Annotated in this window: 17 protein-coding genes, 1 tRNA gene and 1 pseudogene; 12 read left to right on the plus strand and 7 right to left on the minus strand. The window is 68.0% G+C overall.

The window, feature by feature from the left end; all coding sequences use genetic code 11:
* The 3 genes and pseudogenes from Q0U08_RS11225 to Q0U08_RS11235 form a co-directional block, all read left to right on the plus strand.
* A pseudogene (locus tag Q0U08_RS11225) lies at positions 1-246 on the plus strand (2-amino-4-hydroxy-6-hydroxymethyldihydropteridine diphosphokinase); the annotation flags it as partial.
* A 19-nt stretch (positions 247-265) separates the two neighbouring features.
* Positions 266-341, plus strand: a tRNA-Lys gene (locus Q0U08_RS11230).
* Between the two features lie 23 nt (positions 342-364).
* Entirely contained in the window at positions 365-1,606 is a 1,242-nt protein-coding gene (locus Q0U08_RS11235; RefSeq protein ID WP_298091523.1) for an FAD-dependent oxidoreductase, read from the plus strand.
* A 66-nt stretch (positions 1,607-1,672) separates the two neighbouring features.
* Here the strand turns inward: Q0U08_RS11235 and Q0U08_RS11240 are convergent, their stop codons facing one another.
* Together Q0U08_RS11240 and Q0U08_RS11245 are read right to left on the minus strand one after the other, a co-directional pair.
* The gene (locus tag Q0U08_RS11240; protein ID WP_298091524.1) at positions 1,673-1,807 is read right to left on the minus strand and encodes a hypothetical protein; all 135 of its coding nucleotides are present in this window, start codon (positions 1,805-1,807) and stop codon (positions 1,673-1,675) included.
* A 280-nt stretch (positions 1,808-2,087) separates the two neighbouring features.
* Positions 2,088-2,315, minus strand: coding sequence for a hypothetical protein (locus tag Q0U08_RS11245; protein WP_298091525.1), 228 nt, complete (start codon positions 2,313-2,315; stop codon positions 2,088-2,090).
* Between the two features lie 168 nt (positions 2,316-2,483).
* Here Q0U08_RS11245 and Q0U08_RS11250 point away from each other — a divergent pair, with 168 nt between their 5' ends.
* Positions 2,484-3,473, plus strand: a complete 990-nt coding sequence (locus tag Q0U08_RS11250; RefSeq protein ID WP_298091526.1) for a methyltransferase — start codon at positions 2,484-2,486, stop codon at positions 3,471-3,473.
* A gap of 39 nt (positions 3,474-3,512) precedes the next feature.
* On the opposite strand, the gene msrA is transcribed toward Q0U08_RS11250, so the two are convergent.
* On the minus strand, positions 3,513-4,052 hold the full coding sequence (msrA, locus tag Q0U08_RS11255) for a peptide-methionine (S)-S-oxide reductase MsrA (protein ID WP_298091527.1): 540 nt from the start codon (positions 4,050-4,052) through the stop codon (positions 3,513-3,515).
* Between the two features lie 84 nt (positions 4,053-4,136).
* Between msrA and galE the strand changes: the two genes are divergently transcribed.
* Complete coding sequence (galE, locus tag Q0U08_RS11260) at positions 4,137-5,147, plus strand: UDP-glucose 4-epimerase GalE (RefSeq protein ID WP_298091528.1); 1,011 nt, start codon at positions 4,137-4,139, stop codon at positions 5,145-5,147.
* A gap of 1 nt (position 5,148) precedes the next feature.
* Positions 5,149-6,033, plus strand: a complete 885-nt coding sequence (locus Q0U08_RS11265; RefSeq protein ID WP_298091529.1) for a CoA ester lyase — start codon at positions 5,149-5,151, stop codon at positions 6,031-6,033.
* Here Q0U08_RS11265 and Q0U08_RS11270 read toward each other — a convergent pair.
* On the minus strand, positions 5,968-6,627 hold the full coding sequence (locus tag Q0U08_RS11270; protein WP_298091530.1) for a phosphatase PAP2 family protein: 660 nt from the start codon (positions 6,625-6,627) through the stop codon (positions 5,968-5,970). The genes Q0U08_RS11265 and Q0U08_RS11270 overlap by 66 nt on opposite strands.
* Positions 6,628-6,683: 56 nt before the next feature.
* Here Q0U08_RS11270 and Q0U08_RS11275 point away from each other — a divergent pair, with 56 nt between their 5' ends.
* Entirely contained in the window at positions 6,684-6,827 is a 144-nt protein-coding gene (locus Q0U08_RS11275; RefSeq protein ID WP_298091531.1) for a hypothetical protein, read from the plus strand.
* The gene (locus Q0U08_RS11280; protein ID WP_298091532.1) at positions 6,827-7,021 is read left to right on the plus strand and encodes a hypothetical protein; all 195 of its coding nucleotides are present in this window, start codon (positions 6,827-6,829) and stop codon (positions 7,019-7,021) included. The genes Q0U08_RS11275 and Q0U08_RS11280 overlap by 1 nt, the downstream gene beginning before the upstream one ends.
* Before the next feature lie 3 nt (positions 7,022-7,024).
* On the opposite strand, the gene Q0U08_RS11285 is transcribed toward Q0U08_RS11280, so the two are convergent.
* Positions 7,025-7,957 carry an L-threonylcarbamoyladenylate synthase gene (locus Q0U08_RS11285; protein ID WP_298091533.1) on the minus strand — a complete coding sequence of 311 codons (933 nt, stop codon included), beginning with the start codon at positions 7,955-7,957 and terminating at the stop codon, positions 7,025-7,027.
* A gap of 41 nt (positions 7,958-7,998) precedes the next feature.
* Between Q0U08_RS11285 and Q0U08_RS11290 the strand changes: the two genes are divergently transcribed.
* The 4 genes from Q0U08_RS11290 (at position 7,999) to Q0U08_RS11305 (ending at position 12,360) form a co-directional block, all read left to right on the plus strand.
* Positions 7,999-9,732, plus strand: a complete 1,734-nt coding sequence (locus Q0U08_RS11290; protein WP_298091534.1) for an acyl-CoA dehydrogenase — start codon at positions 7,999-8,001, stop codon at positions 9,730-9,732.
* 155 nt (positions 9,733-9,887) lie between these two features.
* The gene (locus tag Q0U08_RS11295; protein WP_298091535.1) at positions 9,888-10,700 is read left to right on the plus strand and encodes a sugar phosphate nucleotidyltransferase; all 813 of its coding nucleotides are present in this window, start codon (positions 9,888-9,890) and stop codon (positions 10,698-10,700) included.
* A 2-nt stretch (positions 10,701-10,702) separates the two neighbouring features.
* The gene (locus Q0U08_RS11300) at positions 10,703-11,356 is read left to right on the plus strand and encodes a PIG-L deacetylase family protein (protein WP_298091536.1); all 654 of its coding nucleotides are present in this window, start codon (positions 10,703-10,705) and stop codon (positions 11,354-11,356) included.
* 185 nt (positions 11,357-11,541) lie between these two features.
* The gene (locus tag Q0U08_RS11305; protein WP_298091537.1) at positions 11,542-12,360 is read left to right on the plus strand and encodes an arylamine N-acetyltransferase; all 819 of its coding nucleotides are present in this window, start codon (positions 11,542-11,544) and stop codon (positions 12,358-12,360) included.
* A 168-nt stretch (positions 12,361-12,528) separates the two neighbouring features.
* Here the strand turns inward: Q0U08_RS11305 and Q0U08_RS11310 are convergent, their stop codons facing one another.
* A complete protein-coding gene (locus Q0U08_RS11310; RefSeq protein WP_298091538.1) occupies positions 12,529-12,885 on the minus strand; it encodes a GntR family transcriptional regulator in 357 nt (118 codons plus the stop codon).
* A 38-nt stretch (positions 12,886-12,923) separates the two neighbouring features.
* Positions 12,924-13,349 (minus strand): nitroreductase family protein (locus tag Q0U08_RS11315; protein ID WP_298091539.1); only part of this gene is annotated, 426 nt, incomplete at its 5' end.

Raw genomic sequence — 13,349 nt, forward strand, 5'->3', positions numbered from 1 at the left:
GGCGGGCCGGCCGACGAGATACGCGCGGCGGTGGCGGCCCTGGGCGAAGGCGTGTGCGTCGTGTCCGCGATCATCACGACCGCGCCGCTGGGGCCGTCGATCAGGGCTTTTGCCAATGCTGCGGTGCTGGTGGAGAGTGCGCTGGAGCCGCTGGCGCAGGTGGCGGGGGGATGGCGCGCGCCGGGAAGGGGGCGGCGTGTTCGCCATCTGGCACACATGGTTGACCGCAGGCGTCCACGCCCCTAACTGCGCTGGCACCCGATGGGGGTCCGTAGCTCAGTCGGTAGAGCAAGCGACTTTTAATCGAGAGGTCCCGGGTTCGAGCCCCGGCGGACCCACCACGGGTATGAGGACGTATCGACAGATGGACGGCGAACGCAGCTACGACATCCTGATCGTCGGCGGCGGGCATGGCGGCGCACAGGCCGCGATCGCGTTGCGTCAGGCCAAGTTCGCGGGCAGCATCGCCATCGTCGGCGACGAGCCGGACCTGCCCTACGAACGGCCGCCGCTGTCCAAGGAATATCTGTCCGGCGAGCGGGCGTTCGAGCGCATGTTGCTGCGCCAGCCGTCATTCTGGAACGAGCGTGCGGTGACGATGCTGCCGGGGCAGCGCGTCGTCGGCGTCGATGCGGCGGGGCACCGGGTGGTGACCGCGGAGGGCGGCAGCATCGGTTATGGCCGGCTGATCTGGGCGGCGGGTGGTGCGGCGCGCAAGCTGGCCTGTCCCGGTGCCGATCTGGCCGGGGTGCAGGGCATCCGCACGCGCGCGGATGTCGACCGGATCCGGCATGACCTGGACCGCGTGACGCGCGTCTGCGTCGTGGGCGGCGGCTATATCGGGCTGGAGGCGGCGGCGGCGCTGATCAAGTTCGGCAAGCAGGTGACGGTGCTGGAGGCGCTGCCCCGCGTGCTGGCGCGGGTGGCGGGCGAGCCGCTGTCGCGCTTCTACGAGGCGGAGCACCGCGCACAGGGCGTCGACCTGCGCCTGAACGCGGGCGTGGCGGAAGTCCTTGGCGATGGCGGCCGGGTGCGCGGGGTGCGAACGGCATCCGGGGAGGTGATCGCGTGCGAGATGGTGATCGTCGGCATCGGCATCGCCCCGGCGGTGGCGCCGCTGCTGGCGGCCGGCGCCGCGGGCGGCAATGGCGTGGACGTGGATGAGACCTGCCACACGACGCTGCCCGACATCTACGCGATCGGGGATGTTGCGATCCATGCCAACGCGTTCGCGGATGGCGCACCTATCCGGCTGGAGTCGGTGCAGAATGCCACGGATCAGGCGAATGTCGCGGCGCAGGCGATCACCGGCACGCTGGTGGCCTATCACGCGGTGCCGTGGTTCTGGTCGAACCAATATGACCTGCGCTTGCAGACGGTGGGGCTGTCGACCGGATATGACCTGGCGGTGGTTCGCGGTGACAGCGCGTCACGCAGCTTTTCGGTCGTCTACCTGCGCGGTGGGCGGGTGATCGCCCTCGACTGCGTCAATGCGACCAGGGATTATGCGCAGGGTCGCAAACTGGTGGCGACGGGCGCGAAGGTGCCGGCCGCGCAGCTTGCCGATGCATCGTTGCCGTTGAAGGATATCGCCATCGCCGCATAACGGCGGCGCCTCCACGGCGGAATTGCGTGGGGCGCGAAATGCTGCCCCCACGGCAATCGGCAGATGTCAGGCAGCGCGCGAAACGGCGGCGGCGCGAACGTCGTCATTGGCAGCGGTGACGAGCGGCGCGACGGTTGCGATCTGGGTACCCAGAACCGCATTGCGGCGGGCGGCGAAAAGCAGAGCGATCAGGCTGAACATAAGGGCCTCCATGGAGAAATGCTGCGATGCAGCGTGCTGCCTCCATGTGGCGCGGGAAGGCGATTGCAGCAAATGCAAGCTTTGCCGGTGCAGTTGCAAGAATCGAAGTTAAGTTGCCGGTAAGATTGTCGGCTGCCGTTCCGGGGTCTGGCAGACCAGCCTCCCCTCAAACCCCGTTCGTCCCCAGACATTGCGGTACGTGGCGGCGCATCTTTCGATACTCCGCCTCGATACGAAGGAGTCTGGATCATCGTGCGTTAAACGTGCGTCATCGCATCCGCTACCGCGCGGTGTTGCGGCTTTGCAGCGATGCGCCTGCCGCCTGCTGGTTGGCTTCATCCGCGGCCGCCCATTCGGCAGCGGTGCGGCAGACGCGCTTGCTCAAGCGCGAACCGATCGGCGTTTCGCGGCGGCAGATTTTCTTTTCCGCCGGTGCGGTCTCCCTGGTGGGGGCGGCGGCATCCTGCAGTGCCGAGATTATGGCAAGAGCCAGCAACATCATGGTCATACATCGATCTCCCATCGAGCGAACGCCACACGATCGTTCGCTTTGCCCAAACGCGCAACCCGCCGGACGGATGATGATGGTCTCTACTGATCGGGATCAATATAATTGTCGGGAAACGTACAAAGCGTGGCTCGTTATCGATCAGGAAATAAGTTAAGGAAGTTCAGTATGTTAACTCAGGTGAACGTTGTTCTACAGCCCGAGTTGGCCAAGGGGGATACGGCCTGGTTCTCGCCTGGGCGTCGCCCCGCATTGCTGGCGTTGCTGCGCGGCCTGACAGAGCGTGACTATCGGTTCGTGACGGCGACACCGGCGACTCACGCCCGCGTGCTGAAGCGGCCATCGCGCCGGGTTGCGGGATCGCTGCGTGACGTGCTGGGCTGGAGCCTGCCTTTCGCGCGCGACGTGCTGGACGCGGACATGATGGCGCTGCTGGAAGCGGCTGGCGCGGTTCGGCCTCTGGGTGGGGATCGTTATGCGCCGACCCTGCGCGTGTCCACGGTGGAGGGACACCTTTTTCTCCATTCCGCCTATCCGACGCTTGCGGAGGATTCGGTGTTTCTGGGGCCGGACAGCCACCGTTTCGCGCAGTTCATCGCCAGCAGCATGGCGCCCGACGCGCGCCGGGTGCTGGATTATGGTGCCGGGGCCGGCGTGGGCGGGATCACCGCTGCGGCGCGGGCCGGGGACGGACATCTGACCCTGGCCGACATCAACCCCAAGGCGCTGTTCCTGGCCGGTATCAACGCGGAGCATGCCGGGTTGCATCATGCGTGCAGGCAGGTGCAGGCGCCGCGCGATCTGGATGCCGGATATGACCTGATCGTCACGCATCCGCCGTTCATGATCGACGAGGGCCGCCGGGCGTATCGCGACGGCGGCGATCTGTACGGGGCACGGCTGTCACTGGAATGGGTGATGCAGGGCAGCGCGTTGCTGGCGCCGGGCGGGCGCCTGATCCTGCATACCGGCGTGTCGATCGTCGATGGGCGCGACGTGCTGCTGGATGCGTTGCGCGAGCGGTTGCCGGCGACGGGGTTCGCGCTCGATTACCGCGAACTGGACCCCGACATCTTCAGCGAGGATCTGGATCAGCCAGGTTACGACGAGGTGGAGCGGATCTCCGCTGTCGGGCTGGTATTGTACCGGACGGCGTAAAGGTTGCCGCCCTCCCCGGACAGGGAGGGCGGGCCGGGGTCAGGCGGTGACGGCGCGCGAGCGGGCGGCGAAGCTCTTGCGCAGCTTTTGCAGCTTGGGCGGGATCACCGCCATGCAATACGGGTTCGAACGGCCCGAGGTTTCCCAATAGTCCTGATGGTAATCCTCTGCCGGATACCACTCAGCCATCGGTTCGATGGTGGTGACGATGGGCTTGGGCTGATCGGCCTGGTTGCGCTCGATCGCCGCCTTCATCGCCGCTTCCTGTTCGGGCGAGGCGGGGAACATCGCGGAGCGATACTGGGTGCCGACGTCGTTGCCCTGACGGTTCAACTGCGTCGGATCATGCGTCGCGAAATAGATGTCGAGCAGATCGTCCAAATTGAGCTGTTCGGGATCGAAGCCGATGCGGATCGCCTCGGCATGGCCGGTATCGCCGCCGCACACCTGCTTATAGGTGGGATTGGCGACGGTGCCGCCGATATAGCCGCTTTCGACCGATTCAACGCCGATCACGTCCTTGAACACCGCCTCGGTACACCAGAAACAGCCGCCGGCGAGTGTCACATAGTCGGTCATGGAAATACCTCCTTGGTCTTTGCGCCTAGATAAGAAGCCGCTACCGCGAGGCAATCCATGGACGGCCAAGGGAGTGACGGGCGGATGAGCGACACGCGGTTGAACGGCAAGGTGATGGTCACCGGTGGCGCAGGCTATATCGGCAGCCATGCCGTCCTGGCGCTGGCCGATGCCGGCTACGACGTGGTGGTGATCGACAATCTGGTCACCGGCTTCGCCTGGGCGGTCGATCCGCGCGCGACGCTGGTCGAGGCGGACGTGTCCGACATCGAAACGGTGCGCGACACGATCCGCGCGCATGATGTGCGCGCGATCATGCACTTCGCCGGATCGGTGGTGGTGCCGGAATCGGTGAGCGATCCGCTGAAATATTATCGGAACAACACCGCGGCGAGCCGCGCGCTGATCGAGGCGGCGGTGAGCGAGGGCGTTCCGCATTTCATCTTTTCGTCGACGGCCGCGACCTATGGCACGCCGGAGCGGGTGCCGGTGCAGGAGGGCGATCCCAAGGCGCCGATCAATCCGTACGGCATGTCGAAGCTGATGACCGAGATCATGCTGAAGGACATCGCGGCCGCGCATCCGATCAACTATTGCGCGCTGCGGTACTTCAACGTGGCGGGGGCCGATCCGGCGGGCCGTTCGGGGCAGTCGACGGTGGGCGCGACGCATCTGATCAAGATCGCGGTCGAGGCGGCGACGGGCAAGCGCGGCCATGTCGGCGTGTATGGCACCGACTTCGCAACGCGCGACGGCACCGGGGTGCGCGATTATATCCACGTCTCCGACCTGGCGGCGGCGCATGTCGCGGCGCTGGAACTGCTGGTGGCGGAACCCGCCGAGAGCCACACGCTGAACTGCGGCTATGGCCGCGGCTTCTCGGTGCTGGAGGTGCTGGACGCAGTGGACCGGGTGACCAACATGACGATCGAGCGCCGGATGGAAGGGCGCCGCGCGGGCGATCCGGCGGAACTGGTCGCGGACAACAGCGCGATCCTGGCGGCGCTGCCGTGGCGGCCGGAGCGCGACGATCTGGACGGGATCGTGCGCGATGCGCTGGTCTGGGAACGCAAGCTGGCCGAGATGGGGAAGTAGGATGCGCCTGCGCTCGCTGCTGTTCGTGCCCGGTGATCGCCCCGATCGCATGGCCAAGGCGTGCGGCAGCGGCGCGGACGCCCTGATTCTGGATCTGGAGGATGCCGTCGCCCCCGCTGCCAAGCCGGACGCGCGGGCGGCGGTGGCGGCGTTCCTGCGCGAGCCGCGTGAAGGACGCCCGGCGCTGTTCGTGCGGATCAATCCGCTGGACGGCAAGCTGGCGGAGGAGGATCTGGCCGCGGTGCTGCCGGCGCGGCCGGACGGGCTGGTGCTGCCCAAGGCGGAGGGGGCGCGCACGCTGGCGGCACTGGATGCGCGGTTGAGCGGCGACATCGCGATCCTGCCGATCGCGACAGAGACGCCGGCGGCGATCTGCCAACGGGGCAGCTATGCCGGGGTGACGCCGCGGCTGGCGGGGCTGACCTGGGGGGCGGAGGACCTGCCCGCCGCGATCGGGGCTGCAACCTCGCGCGAGGCGGATGGCGGCTATACCGCGCCCTATCAGATGGCGCGGTCGCTGACCCTGTTCGGGGCGCATGCCGCGGGCGTGCCGGCGATCGAGACGGTGTATCCCGATTTCCGCGACCTGGACGGGCTGGCCGCCTATGCCGCGCGGGGGCGGCGTGACGGCTTTACCGGCATGATGGCGATCCATCCGGCGCAGGTGGCGGTGATCAACGCCGCCTTCAGCCCGAATGCGCAGGAGATCGCCGCGGCGCAGGCGATCGTCGATCTGTTCGCGGCCAATCCGGGGGCGGGCGCGCTGCAACTGAACGGGCGCATGGTGGATGCGCCGCATCTGAAGGCGGCGCGGGCGCTGTTATCGCTCGCCGCCGATCGAGGCGCGGGCACGCTCGGTAGCCCACCACCAGGCGAGCGCCCATAGCGTACCGAAGCACCAGCCGGCGAGCACGTCGGTCGGCCAGTGGACGCCAAGATAGACGCGGCTGAGGCCGATCGCGCCGACCAGCAGCACTGCGACGACGACCGTGTAGGTGCGCGCCGCCGGCTGGCGCAGCACCTGGGTGGAGAGCGCGGCGATCGTCAGATAGACGGTGGCGCTGTTGGCGGCGTGGCCGCTGGGGAAGCTGGCGTTGGAGACGGTGACGAGGTGTTCGACCAGATCGGGGCGGGCGCGACCGGCCCATGCCTTGATCGCATCGACCGCCAGGCCGCCGCTGACCGAGGCGGCGATCACCGCCAGCGCGGTCAGCCATAGTCGCTGGACGAGCAGCAGGCCGGCGACGGCGATCACCACCAATGTGAGGATGCCGCCGCCGCCAAGCGCGGTGACGTCCGTGGCGAGGCGCCGCAGCCATGACGGGCCACCCCATTGGCGCATGCCGACCAGGATGGCGTGATCAAAGGCGAAGGACCAGCGGCCGACCGCCAGCCCGACCAGCAGGACGAGGGCGAGTGCCATGGCGGCGGCAGCGATCCCGGCCAGTGCGGGGGGCAGGGTGCGGGCGCGGCGGATCATGCGGCTCCAACCTCCATTCCGTGCGTTGAAAGTGCGATCATGACAGGAGAGCGATCATGGCCGATCCCCAGTTCCCCGCCGACGACGACCAGACCACGGGCGAGAATGTGTCCAAGGACAACGTACCTGCCGAGCAGGATGGCGGCGAATCGCTGGAAGACCAGTTGACCGAGGATCTGAGCGTGCAGGGGGGCGAGTGATGGCGCCCCCGTCGCGGCCCAACGACGATGATGGCGAGCGGGCGGTGACCGGCGCGCCGATCGGCAGCAGCGCAGGATCGCAGGAAGCGCTGACCGGCGACGATCGCGGGCCCGGCGTTGTCGGCGGGACGGACGACTATCCTGTGGACGGCAGCACGCCGGCACGCGGGGATTCGGTACCGCGGGACGACTGACGATCACCGGTGCGCGGCGCGGCGCAGGCGGTCGTTGATCGCCTCGCCGATTCCGTCCGCCGGGATGGGCGCAACGGCGATGCGCGCGGGTGCGGCGGCGTCGGCACGGTGCAGCGCGGCGAACAGATTGGCGGCCGCCTCCATCGGATCGCCGTTCGCCGACAGGGTTTCGTTGCCGGTGACGGTGTCGAAGCCGATCAGCCATTCGTCCGTGTCGGCAGTGACCGCGTCCAGGCGGAGCGGCTTGGCAGGCGCGTAATGGCTGGCGAGTTGGCCGGGGGCGGTGATGACGGCAGGGTGCTCGGCGCCGCGGGTGACGCTGCCCAGCACGCTTTCCAGCATGGCGGCGGTGACGGGGCCGGGGCGCAGGATGGTGCGGCCGGCGACGATGGTGGATTCCAGGCCGGCGGGGGTGGCGCCGTCGTCGATGATCAGCGCGGCATCGCCCAGGCTGGCGGCGACATGGTCGGCGGTGGTGGGGCTGATGCCGCCGCTGGCGTTGGCGGAAGGGGCGGCGAGGGGGACGCCGCACGCGGCGAGCAGCGCCTGCATCGCGCGGTGGCGGGGGACGCGCAGCGCGACGGTATCGAGCCCGGCGGTGACCAGCGCCGAGAGCGGCCCGCCGGGCTTCAGCGGGCGGACTAGGGTAAGCGGGCCAGGCCAGAAGGCGGTGGCGAGCGCATGCGCCTCTTCGTCGAAATCGGCGAGCGCCTCGGCGGTGGCGAGGTCGGGGACGTGGACGATCAGCGGGTTGAAGGACGGGCGCCCCTTGGCCGCATAGATGCGCGCGACGGCGGCGCCGTCGGTGGCGTTGGCGGCAAGGCCGTACACCGTCTCGGTCGGGACCGCGACAAGACCGCCGGCCGCAACGACTCGGGCCGCCTCGGCAAGCGCGGCCGTGCCGTAGGGTAAGATGCGGGAATTTGGAGAGGCCATGGCGGGCGGCTATATCGGGTTCCAACCAGAGCGATAAGAGGATGCCGATGCCCTTCACCCCGATCACCGCCGAGCAGCGGTTCGTGCTGGATCATGTCGTGCGGGTGGGCGAACTGGCCGCGACCGAGCGGTTCGCCGCGGCGAGCGACGATGTGGTGGAGGCGGTGCTGGAAGGAGCGGGCGACTTCGCCGCGGGCGAATGGGCGCCGCTGCTGCGTGCGGGCGACACGGTGGGCGCGCGCTGGACGCCCGAGGGCGTGCGGATGCCGGACGGCTACCCCCAGGCATATCGCGATTATGTGGAGGGCGGCTGGGGCACGATCGGCGTGCCGGAAGCCTTTGGCGGGCAGGGGCTGCCCTTTGCGATCCAGACCGCGGTGCTGGACACGCTGGGCACCGCCAACATGGCGTTCGCGCTGTGCCCCACGCTGACCGTCGGGGCGATCGAGGCACTGGCCCATCATGGCAGCGACGAGCAGCAGCGGCTATACCTGCCGCATCTGGCGACGGGGGCGTGGACGGGGACGATGAACCTGACCGAGCCGCAGGCCGGATCGGACGTCGGCGCGCTGCGCACCACCGCCACCCCCCGCGGCGACGGGACGTGGAGCATCAAGGGGACGAAGATCTTCATCTCGTTCGGCGACCACGACATGGCGGAGAACATTGTCCACCTCGTCCTGGCCCGTACGCCGGACGCGCCGGTCGGCACCAAGGGGATCAGCCTGTTCCTGGTGCCGAAATTCCGGCTGGACGCGGACGGCCGGCCGGGGGCGGCGAACGATGTGCGGGTGGTATCGATCGAGCACAAGATGGGGCTGCATGCCTCACCCACCTGCGTGTTGTCGTTCGGGGACCATGACGACTGCGTGGGCGAACTGATCGGGCCGGAACATGGCGGCATGCGGGCGATGTTCACGATGATGAACAATGCGCGGCTGAACGTCGGTTTGCAGGGCGTGCAGGCAGCGGAAGCGGCGACGCAGGCCGCGGTCGCCTACGCCCTGGAGCGGGTCCAGTCCGCCCGCGCGGGCGGCGCGTCGCGTGATGCGGTGCGGATCGTGGAGCATCCCGACGTGCGGCGCATGCTGATGCGGATGAAGGCGCAGACGCAGGCCGCGCGCGCCCTGGTCTATTATGCTGCAGGGCAGGTCGACCGGGTGGCCCTTGGCGACGCGCGGGCGCGCGGACGGCTGGAACTGGTGACGCCGCTGGCCAAGGCGCATGGCACTGATCTTGGCAGCGAGGTCGCCTCGCTGGGCATCCAGGTGCATGGCGGCATGGGCTATATCGAGGAGACGGGGGCGGCGCAGTTCTTCCGCGACGTGCGCATCACTGCGATCTACGAGGGCACGAACGGCATCCAGGCCGCCGATCTGGTGGGGCGCAAGCTGGCGCTGGGGCGTGACGACGCCGGCGGCGGGGCCTTCGCCGCGCTGATCGCCGAGATGCGCGACGAGGCGCGCGACGAGCGGCTGATCGCGCTGATCGATGCGTGCGAGGCGACGGGGCAGAGGCTGGCGGAGGCATCCGCCGATGATCGGCTGGCGGCGAGCTATCCGTTCCTGACCATGGTGTCGGTCGCGACCTGCGGGTGGCTGATGGAGCGGCAGGGGCGGGCGGCGACCGGTGAGGCGGCTTTCCTGCGGATGAAGCGGGCGGCGGTCCGCTTCTACCTGGAGCAGATCGTGCCCGAGGCGCTGGGACTGGCGGCGGCGGCGCAGGCGCCTGCCGACGTGTTATATGCCGTGGAGGCAGAAATTTTTGCAGCATAAGGAGGATGTTGGCACGAAACTGGGTAGATCCTCACCGGGTTTGATCCTTAACGGCTAGTCCCGTTGCGCGATTTGGTGCGCGGGTGAAACGTCATAGCCTGCATCCCGCAAAGGTTTTCGAACGACAGTTCCGATAACAGATGCGGGGAGTGCAGATGAAGGTCGTCCTGTTCTGCGGGGGGATGGGCACGCGGATGCGCGATTTCGCGCCGACGACGCCCAAGCCTTTGGTCCATATCGGCGAGCGTCCGCTCTTGTGGTATATCATGAACTATTATGCCCATCACGGGCATCGCGAGTTCGTGCTGTGCCTGGGATACGGGGTGGAGGCGTTTCTCGCCTATTTCCGGCAATTGGGCGCGGTGCCGATGCCGACGGTGTCGGGCGATGCGGTGGGCCACACCTTTCGCCTGATCGACGAGCGGGGCGACGTGCTGACGGTATCGCTGGTCGATACCGGGCCGCTGACCAGCATCGGACAGCGGCTGAAGGCGGTGCAGCGTTATGTCGCCGGCGAACCGGTATTCCTGGCCAATTACGCCGATGGCCTGTCAGATGCGCCGCTGCCCGATATCGTGCGGGTGCTGGAGGGACGCGCCGATACGGTGGGTGTGATGATCGCGGTGCGGCCGACGCAGAGCTTTCACTATCTTCACCACGATCATGACGGGGTGGTGACCGGGATCGAGGCGGGGACCGGCATCGACGTGCGCATCAACGGCGGCTTTTTCGCGTTTCGTGCCGAGATTTTCGAGTATCTGGACGATGATGACGATCTGGTGGAGGGGGCGTTCGACCGGCTGATCGGCGAACGGCGGCTGCTGGCCTTTCCGTATGACGGTTTCTGGCGGGCGTGCGACACGTTCAAGGACGTCATGGCGCTGGAGGCGGCGCGCCTGCCCGAACCGGCACCGTGGGAGGTCTGGCGCGTCGATGCGGCAACGGATCGGCGGGAAGCGGTGGGCTGACCATGCTGGGTCTGTCGCTGGGGCGCGACCCGGCCGCGCCACTGCGGGTGCTGTGTCTGGGCGCGCATTCGGACGATATCGAGATCGGGTGTGGCGGCCTGTTGCTGACGCTGGCGCAGCGGCGGCCGGCACTATCGGTGCGGTGCGTGGTGTTCAGCGGCGGCGACGACCGGGCGGCGGAGGCGCGGGCGAGCATCGGCGACCTGCTGGGCGAGGCCGCCGTGGTGGAGCCGCATGCCTTTGCCGATGGCCTGTTCGCCCACCGGGCGCCGGCGATCAAGGCGGTGTTCGAGGCGATCAAGCGCGATGCCGCGCCCGACCTGATCCTGACGCACCATGTCGGCGATCTGCATCAGGACCATGCGCTGATCGGCACGATGACGCGCAACACGTTCCGCGATCACCTGATCCTGGGGTATGAAGTGCCGAAATATGATGCCGACCTGCATCCCACCAACGCCTATCTGCCGCTGAGTGCGCAGGTGGCCGAGCGCAAGGCGGCGCATATCCATGCCGCCTTTCCCAGCCAGCAGGGGCGGCGGTGGTTCCGGCCGGAGACGTTCCTGTCGCTGGCACGGTTGCGCGGCATCGAATGCAACGCGCCGGAAGGGTTTGCCGAGGGCTATCATGTGGGAAAGGCGGTGCTGGCGGTTTAGATCATCGTGCATTAAACCTGCATCATCACATCCGTTCGGCCTGAGCGAAGTCGAAGGCTACGCGCCGGTGGCTGTGCTTCGACTTCGCTCAGCACGAACGGACCGCGGTGGATCGGATGTAACGCACCTTGCTGTAGCGCATCGGGAGTTTTGATTTAACGGGCCGGGCGCGCTACCGGCGGGGCATGTTCGATCTCGACGCCTATCTCGCCCGGATCGGCCTGCCTTCGCGGGTCACGCTCGATGTGGAGGGGCTGGCGCGGTTGCAGCGCGCGCATCGCCTGTCAATCCCGTTCGAAAATCTGGACGTCATGCTGGGCCGCGGCATCGCGATCGACAGCGACAGCGTGTTCGCCAAGCTGGTGACCGCGGCGCGCGGCGGATATTGTTTCGAGCACAACCGGCTGTTCCTGGATGCGCTGGCCGCCCTGGGCTTTGCCGCGCGGCCGCTGCTGGCGCGGGTATGGCTGGGGGCGGAGGAGGTGCCGCCGCTGACCCATACGCTCAGCCTGGTGACGATCGGGGAACAGGAATGGATCGCGGATCCGGGCTTTGGTGGTAGCTATGCTCCGCCGCTGCCGTTGATCGAGGGCGCGGAAGGGATGGCACCCGATGGCGCCCGGTTCCGGCTGGTCCGCGACGTGCAGCATGGCTGGATGCTGCTGCGTGACGGCGATGCCGCGACCACCGATGGACGCGGGGGTGGCGCGGGGTTCCAGCCGCAATACAGCTTCACCACCGAGCGGGTATGGGATGCCGATCTGGCGATGGGCAATCACTGGGCGTCGACGGCGCCGGGCAGCCGCTTCACGACCTTGCGGATCGCCAGCATCGTGCTGCCGCACGGTTTCGCCTCGCTGACCGATCTGCATTATCGCCGGCGGGCGGGGACCGAGCAGGCGGAGGGGGCGATCACCGATCTGCGGGTATACAGGATGCGGTTGAGCCTGATGTTCGGGATCAACCTGGGTGCGGACGAGGTGGCGGCACTGTTTCCGGGGTGATGTGAAATTCCCTCTCCCCACCGGGGAGAGGGAGGGGCCCGTCGCGAAGCGATGGGAGGGTGAGGGGGCGCCAAGCAGCGTAGCACTGTGGGGCTGCCCCTCACCCTTCCCACTGCCTTTCGGCAGCGGGCCCCTTCCCTCTCCCCGGAAGGGAGAGGGTATCGATGCTCAGGCCCGTTCGCGTTCCATCAGGTCGTTCAGGTCGAGGCCGAGCAGCGTGATATGGTCGCGGATGCGGGGCCATTGCGTGTTGACGAAGCTGTCACGCTCGGCGGCGCGCAGGCGGTCGGCGGCGCCGGCGAGCACGAACATGCCGACACCGCGACGAACCTCGACATAGCCGTCGTCCTGGAAACTCTGATACGCCTTGGCGACGGTGAGCGGGTTCGCCCCGTTCGCCGCGGCGAAGGCGCGTACCGACGGTAACTGGTCCCCGGTGCGATAGGTGCCGTTCAGGATGCCGGCGGCAATGGTGCCGCGCAGGCGGATATAGACCGGGCTATCCTCGCCGCTAAGTGCTGTCATGCTGAGTTAATACAGCATGTGTGCGGACAAGTCGATGATCAAACACCCCAATGTGAGACGAGACGTTCCATATCGGGGCGGGGGCGTTCGTCGAGCGGGCGGCCGGGGGTGCCGATGAAGAAGAAGCCGACGATCCGCTCCGGTGCCTGGCCGAAGGCATCGCGCACTACATTGGAAAAAGCGGGCCAGCCGGTCAGCCAGCCGGCACCATAGCCGAGCGCGTTGGCCGCGTGGAGCAGGTTCATGCCGACCGCGCCGGCGGACAGTTCCTGTTCCCACAGCGGGATATGGCTGTCCGGCCGGGGAGCGGACAGCAGCACGACCAGCGCGGGGGCCTGATGCGCGAACTGGTCGAGCGCGGCGACCTCGCTGGCGGATGCCTGCGGGCGCTCGGCCTGGTAGGCGGTGGTGATGACCTGCGACAAGCGGGCGCGCTGGTCGTCGCCGACAATGACGAAGCGCCA

It is taken from the genome of uncultured Sphingomonas sp., from assembly GCF_946477935.1.
Taxonomy (GTDB): domain Bacteria; phylum Pseudomonadota; class Alphaproteobacteria; order Sphingomonadales; family Sphingomonadaceae; genus Sphingomonas.

Excerpts from the sequence above, each read along its gene's own strand:
- Q0U08_RS11270 (WP_298091530.1), bottom strand. The coding sequence starts at position 6,627 with ATGATCCGCCGCGCCCGCACCCTGCCCCCCGCACTGGCCGGGATCGCT.
- Q0U08_RS11300 (WP_298091536.1), top strand. The coding sequence starts at position 10,703 with ATGCTGGGTCTGTCGCTGGGGCGCGACCCGGCCGCGCCACTGCGGGTG.
- Q0U08_RS11275 (WP_298091531.1), top strand. The coding sequence starts at position 6,684 with ATGGCCGATCCCCAGTTCCCCGCCGACGACGACCAGACCACGGGCGAG.
- Q0U08_RS11295 (WP_298091535.1), top strand. The coding sequence starts at position 9,888 with ATGAAGGTCGTCCTGTTCTGCGGGGGGATGGGCACGCGGATGCGCGAT.
- galE (WP_298091528.1), top strand. The coding sequence starts at position 4,137 with ATGAGCGACACGCGGTTGAACGGCAAGGTGATGGTCACCGGTGGCGCA.
- Q0U08_RS11245 (WP_298091525.1), bottom strand. The coding sequence starts at position 2,315 with ATGACCATGATGTTGCTGGCTCTTGCCATAATCTCGGCACTGCAGGAT.
- Q0U08_RS11250 (WP_298091526.1), top strand. The coding sequence starts at position 2,484 with ATGTTAACTCAGGTGAACGTTGTTCTACAGCCCGAGTTGGCCAAGGGG.
- Q0U08_RS11235 (WP_298091523.1), top strand. The coding sequence starts at position 365 with ATGGACGGCGAACGCAGCTACGACATCCTGATCGTCGGCGGCGGGCAT.
- Q0U08_RS11290 (WP_298091534.1), top strand. The coding sequence starts at position 7,999 with ATGCCGATGCCCTTCACCCCGATCACCGCCGAGCAGCGGTTCGTGCTG.
- Q0U08_RS11265 (WP_298091529.1), top strand. The coding sequence starts at position 5,149 with ATGCGCCTGCGCTCGCTGCTGTTCGTGCCCGGTGATCGCCCCGATCGC.
- Q0U08_RS11240 (WP_298091524.1), bottom strand. The coding sequence starts at position 1,807 with ATGTTCAGCCTGATCGCTCTGCTTTTCGCCGCCCGCCGCAATGCGGTT.
- msrA (WP_298091527.1), bottom strand. The coding sequence starts at position 4,052 with ATGACCGACTATGTGACACTCGCCGGCGGCTGTTTCTGGTGTACCGAG.
- Q0U08_RS11280 (WP_298091532.1), top strand. The coding sequence starts at position 6,827 with ATGGCGCCCCCGTCGCGGCCCAACGACGATGATGGCGAGCGGGCGGTG.
- Q0U08_RS11305 (WP_298091537.1), top strand. The coding sequence starts at position 11,542 with ATGTTCGATCTCGACGCCTATCTCGCCCGGATCGGCCTGCCTTCGCGG.
- Q0U08_RS11310 (WP_298091538.1), bottom strand. The coding sequence starts at position 12,885 with ATGACAGCACTTAGCGGCGAGGATAGCCCGGTCTATATCCGCCTGCGC.
- Q0U08_RS11285 (WP_298091533.1), bottom strand. The coding sequence starts at position 7,957 with ATGGCCTCTCCAAATTCCCGCATCTTACCCTACGGCACGGCCGCGCTT.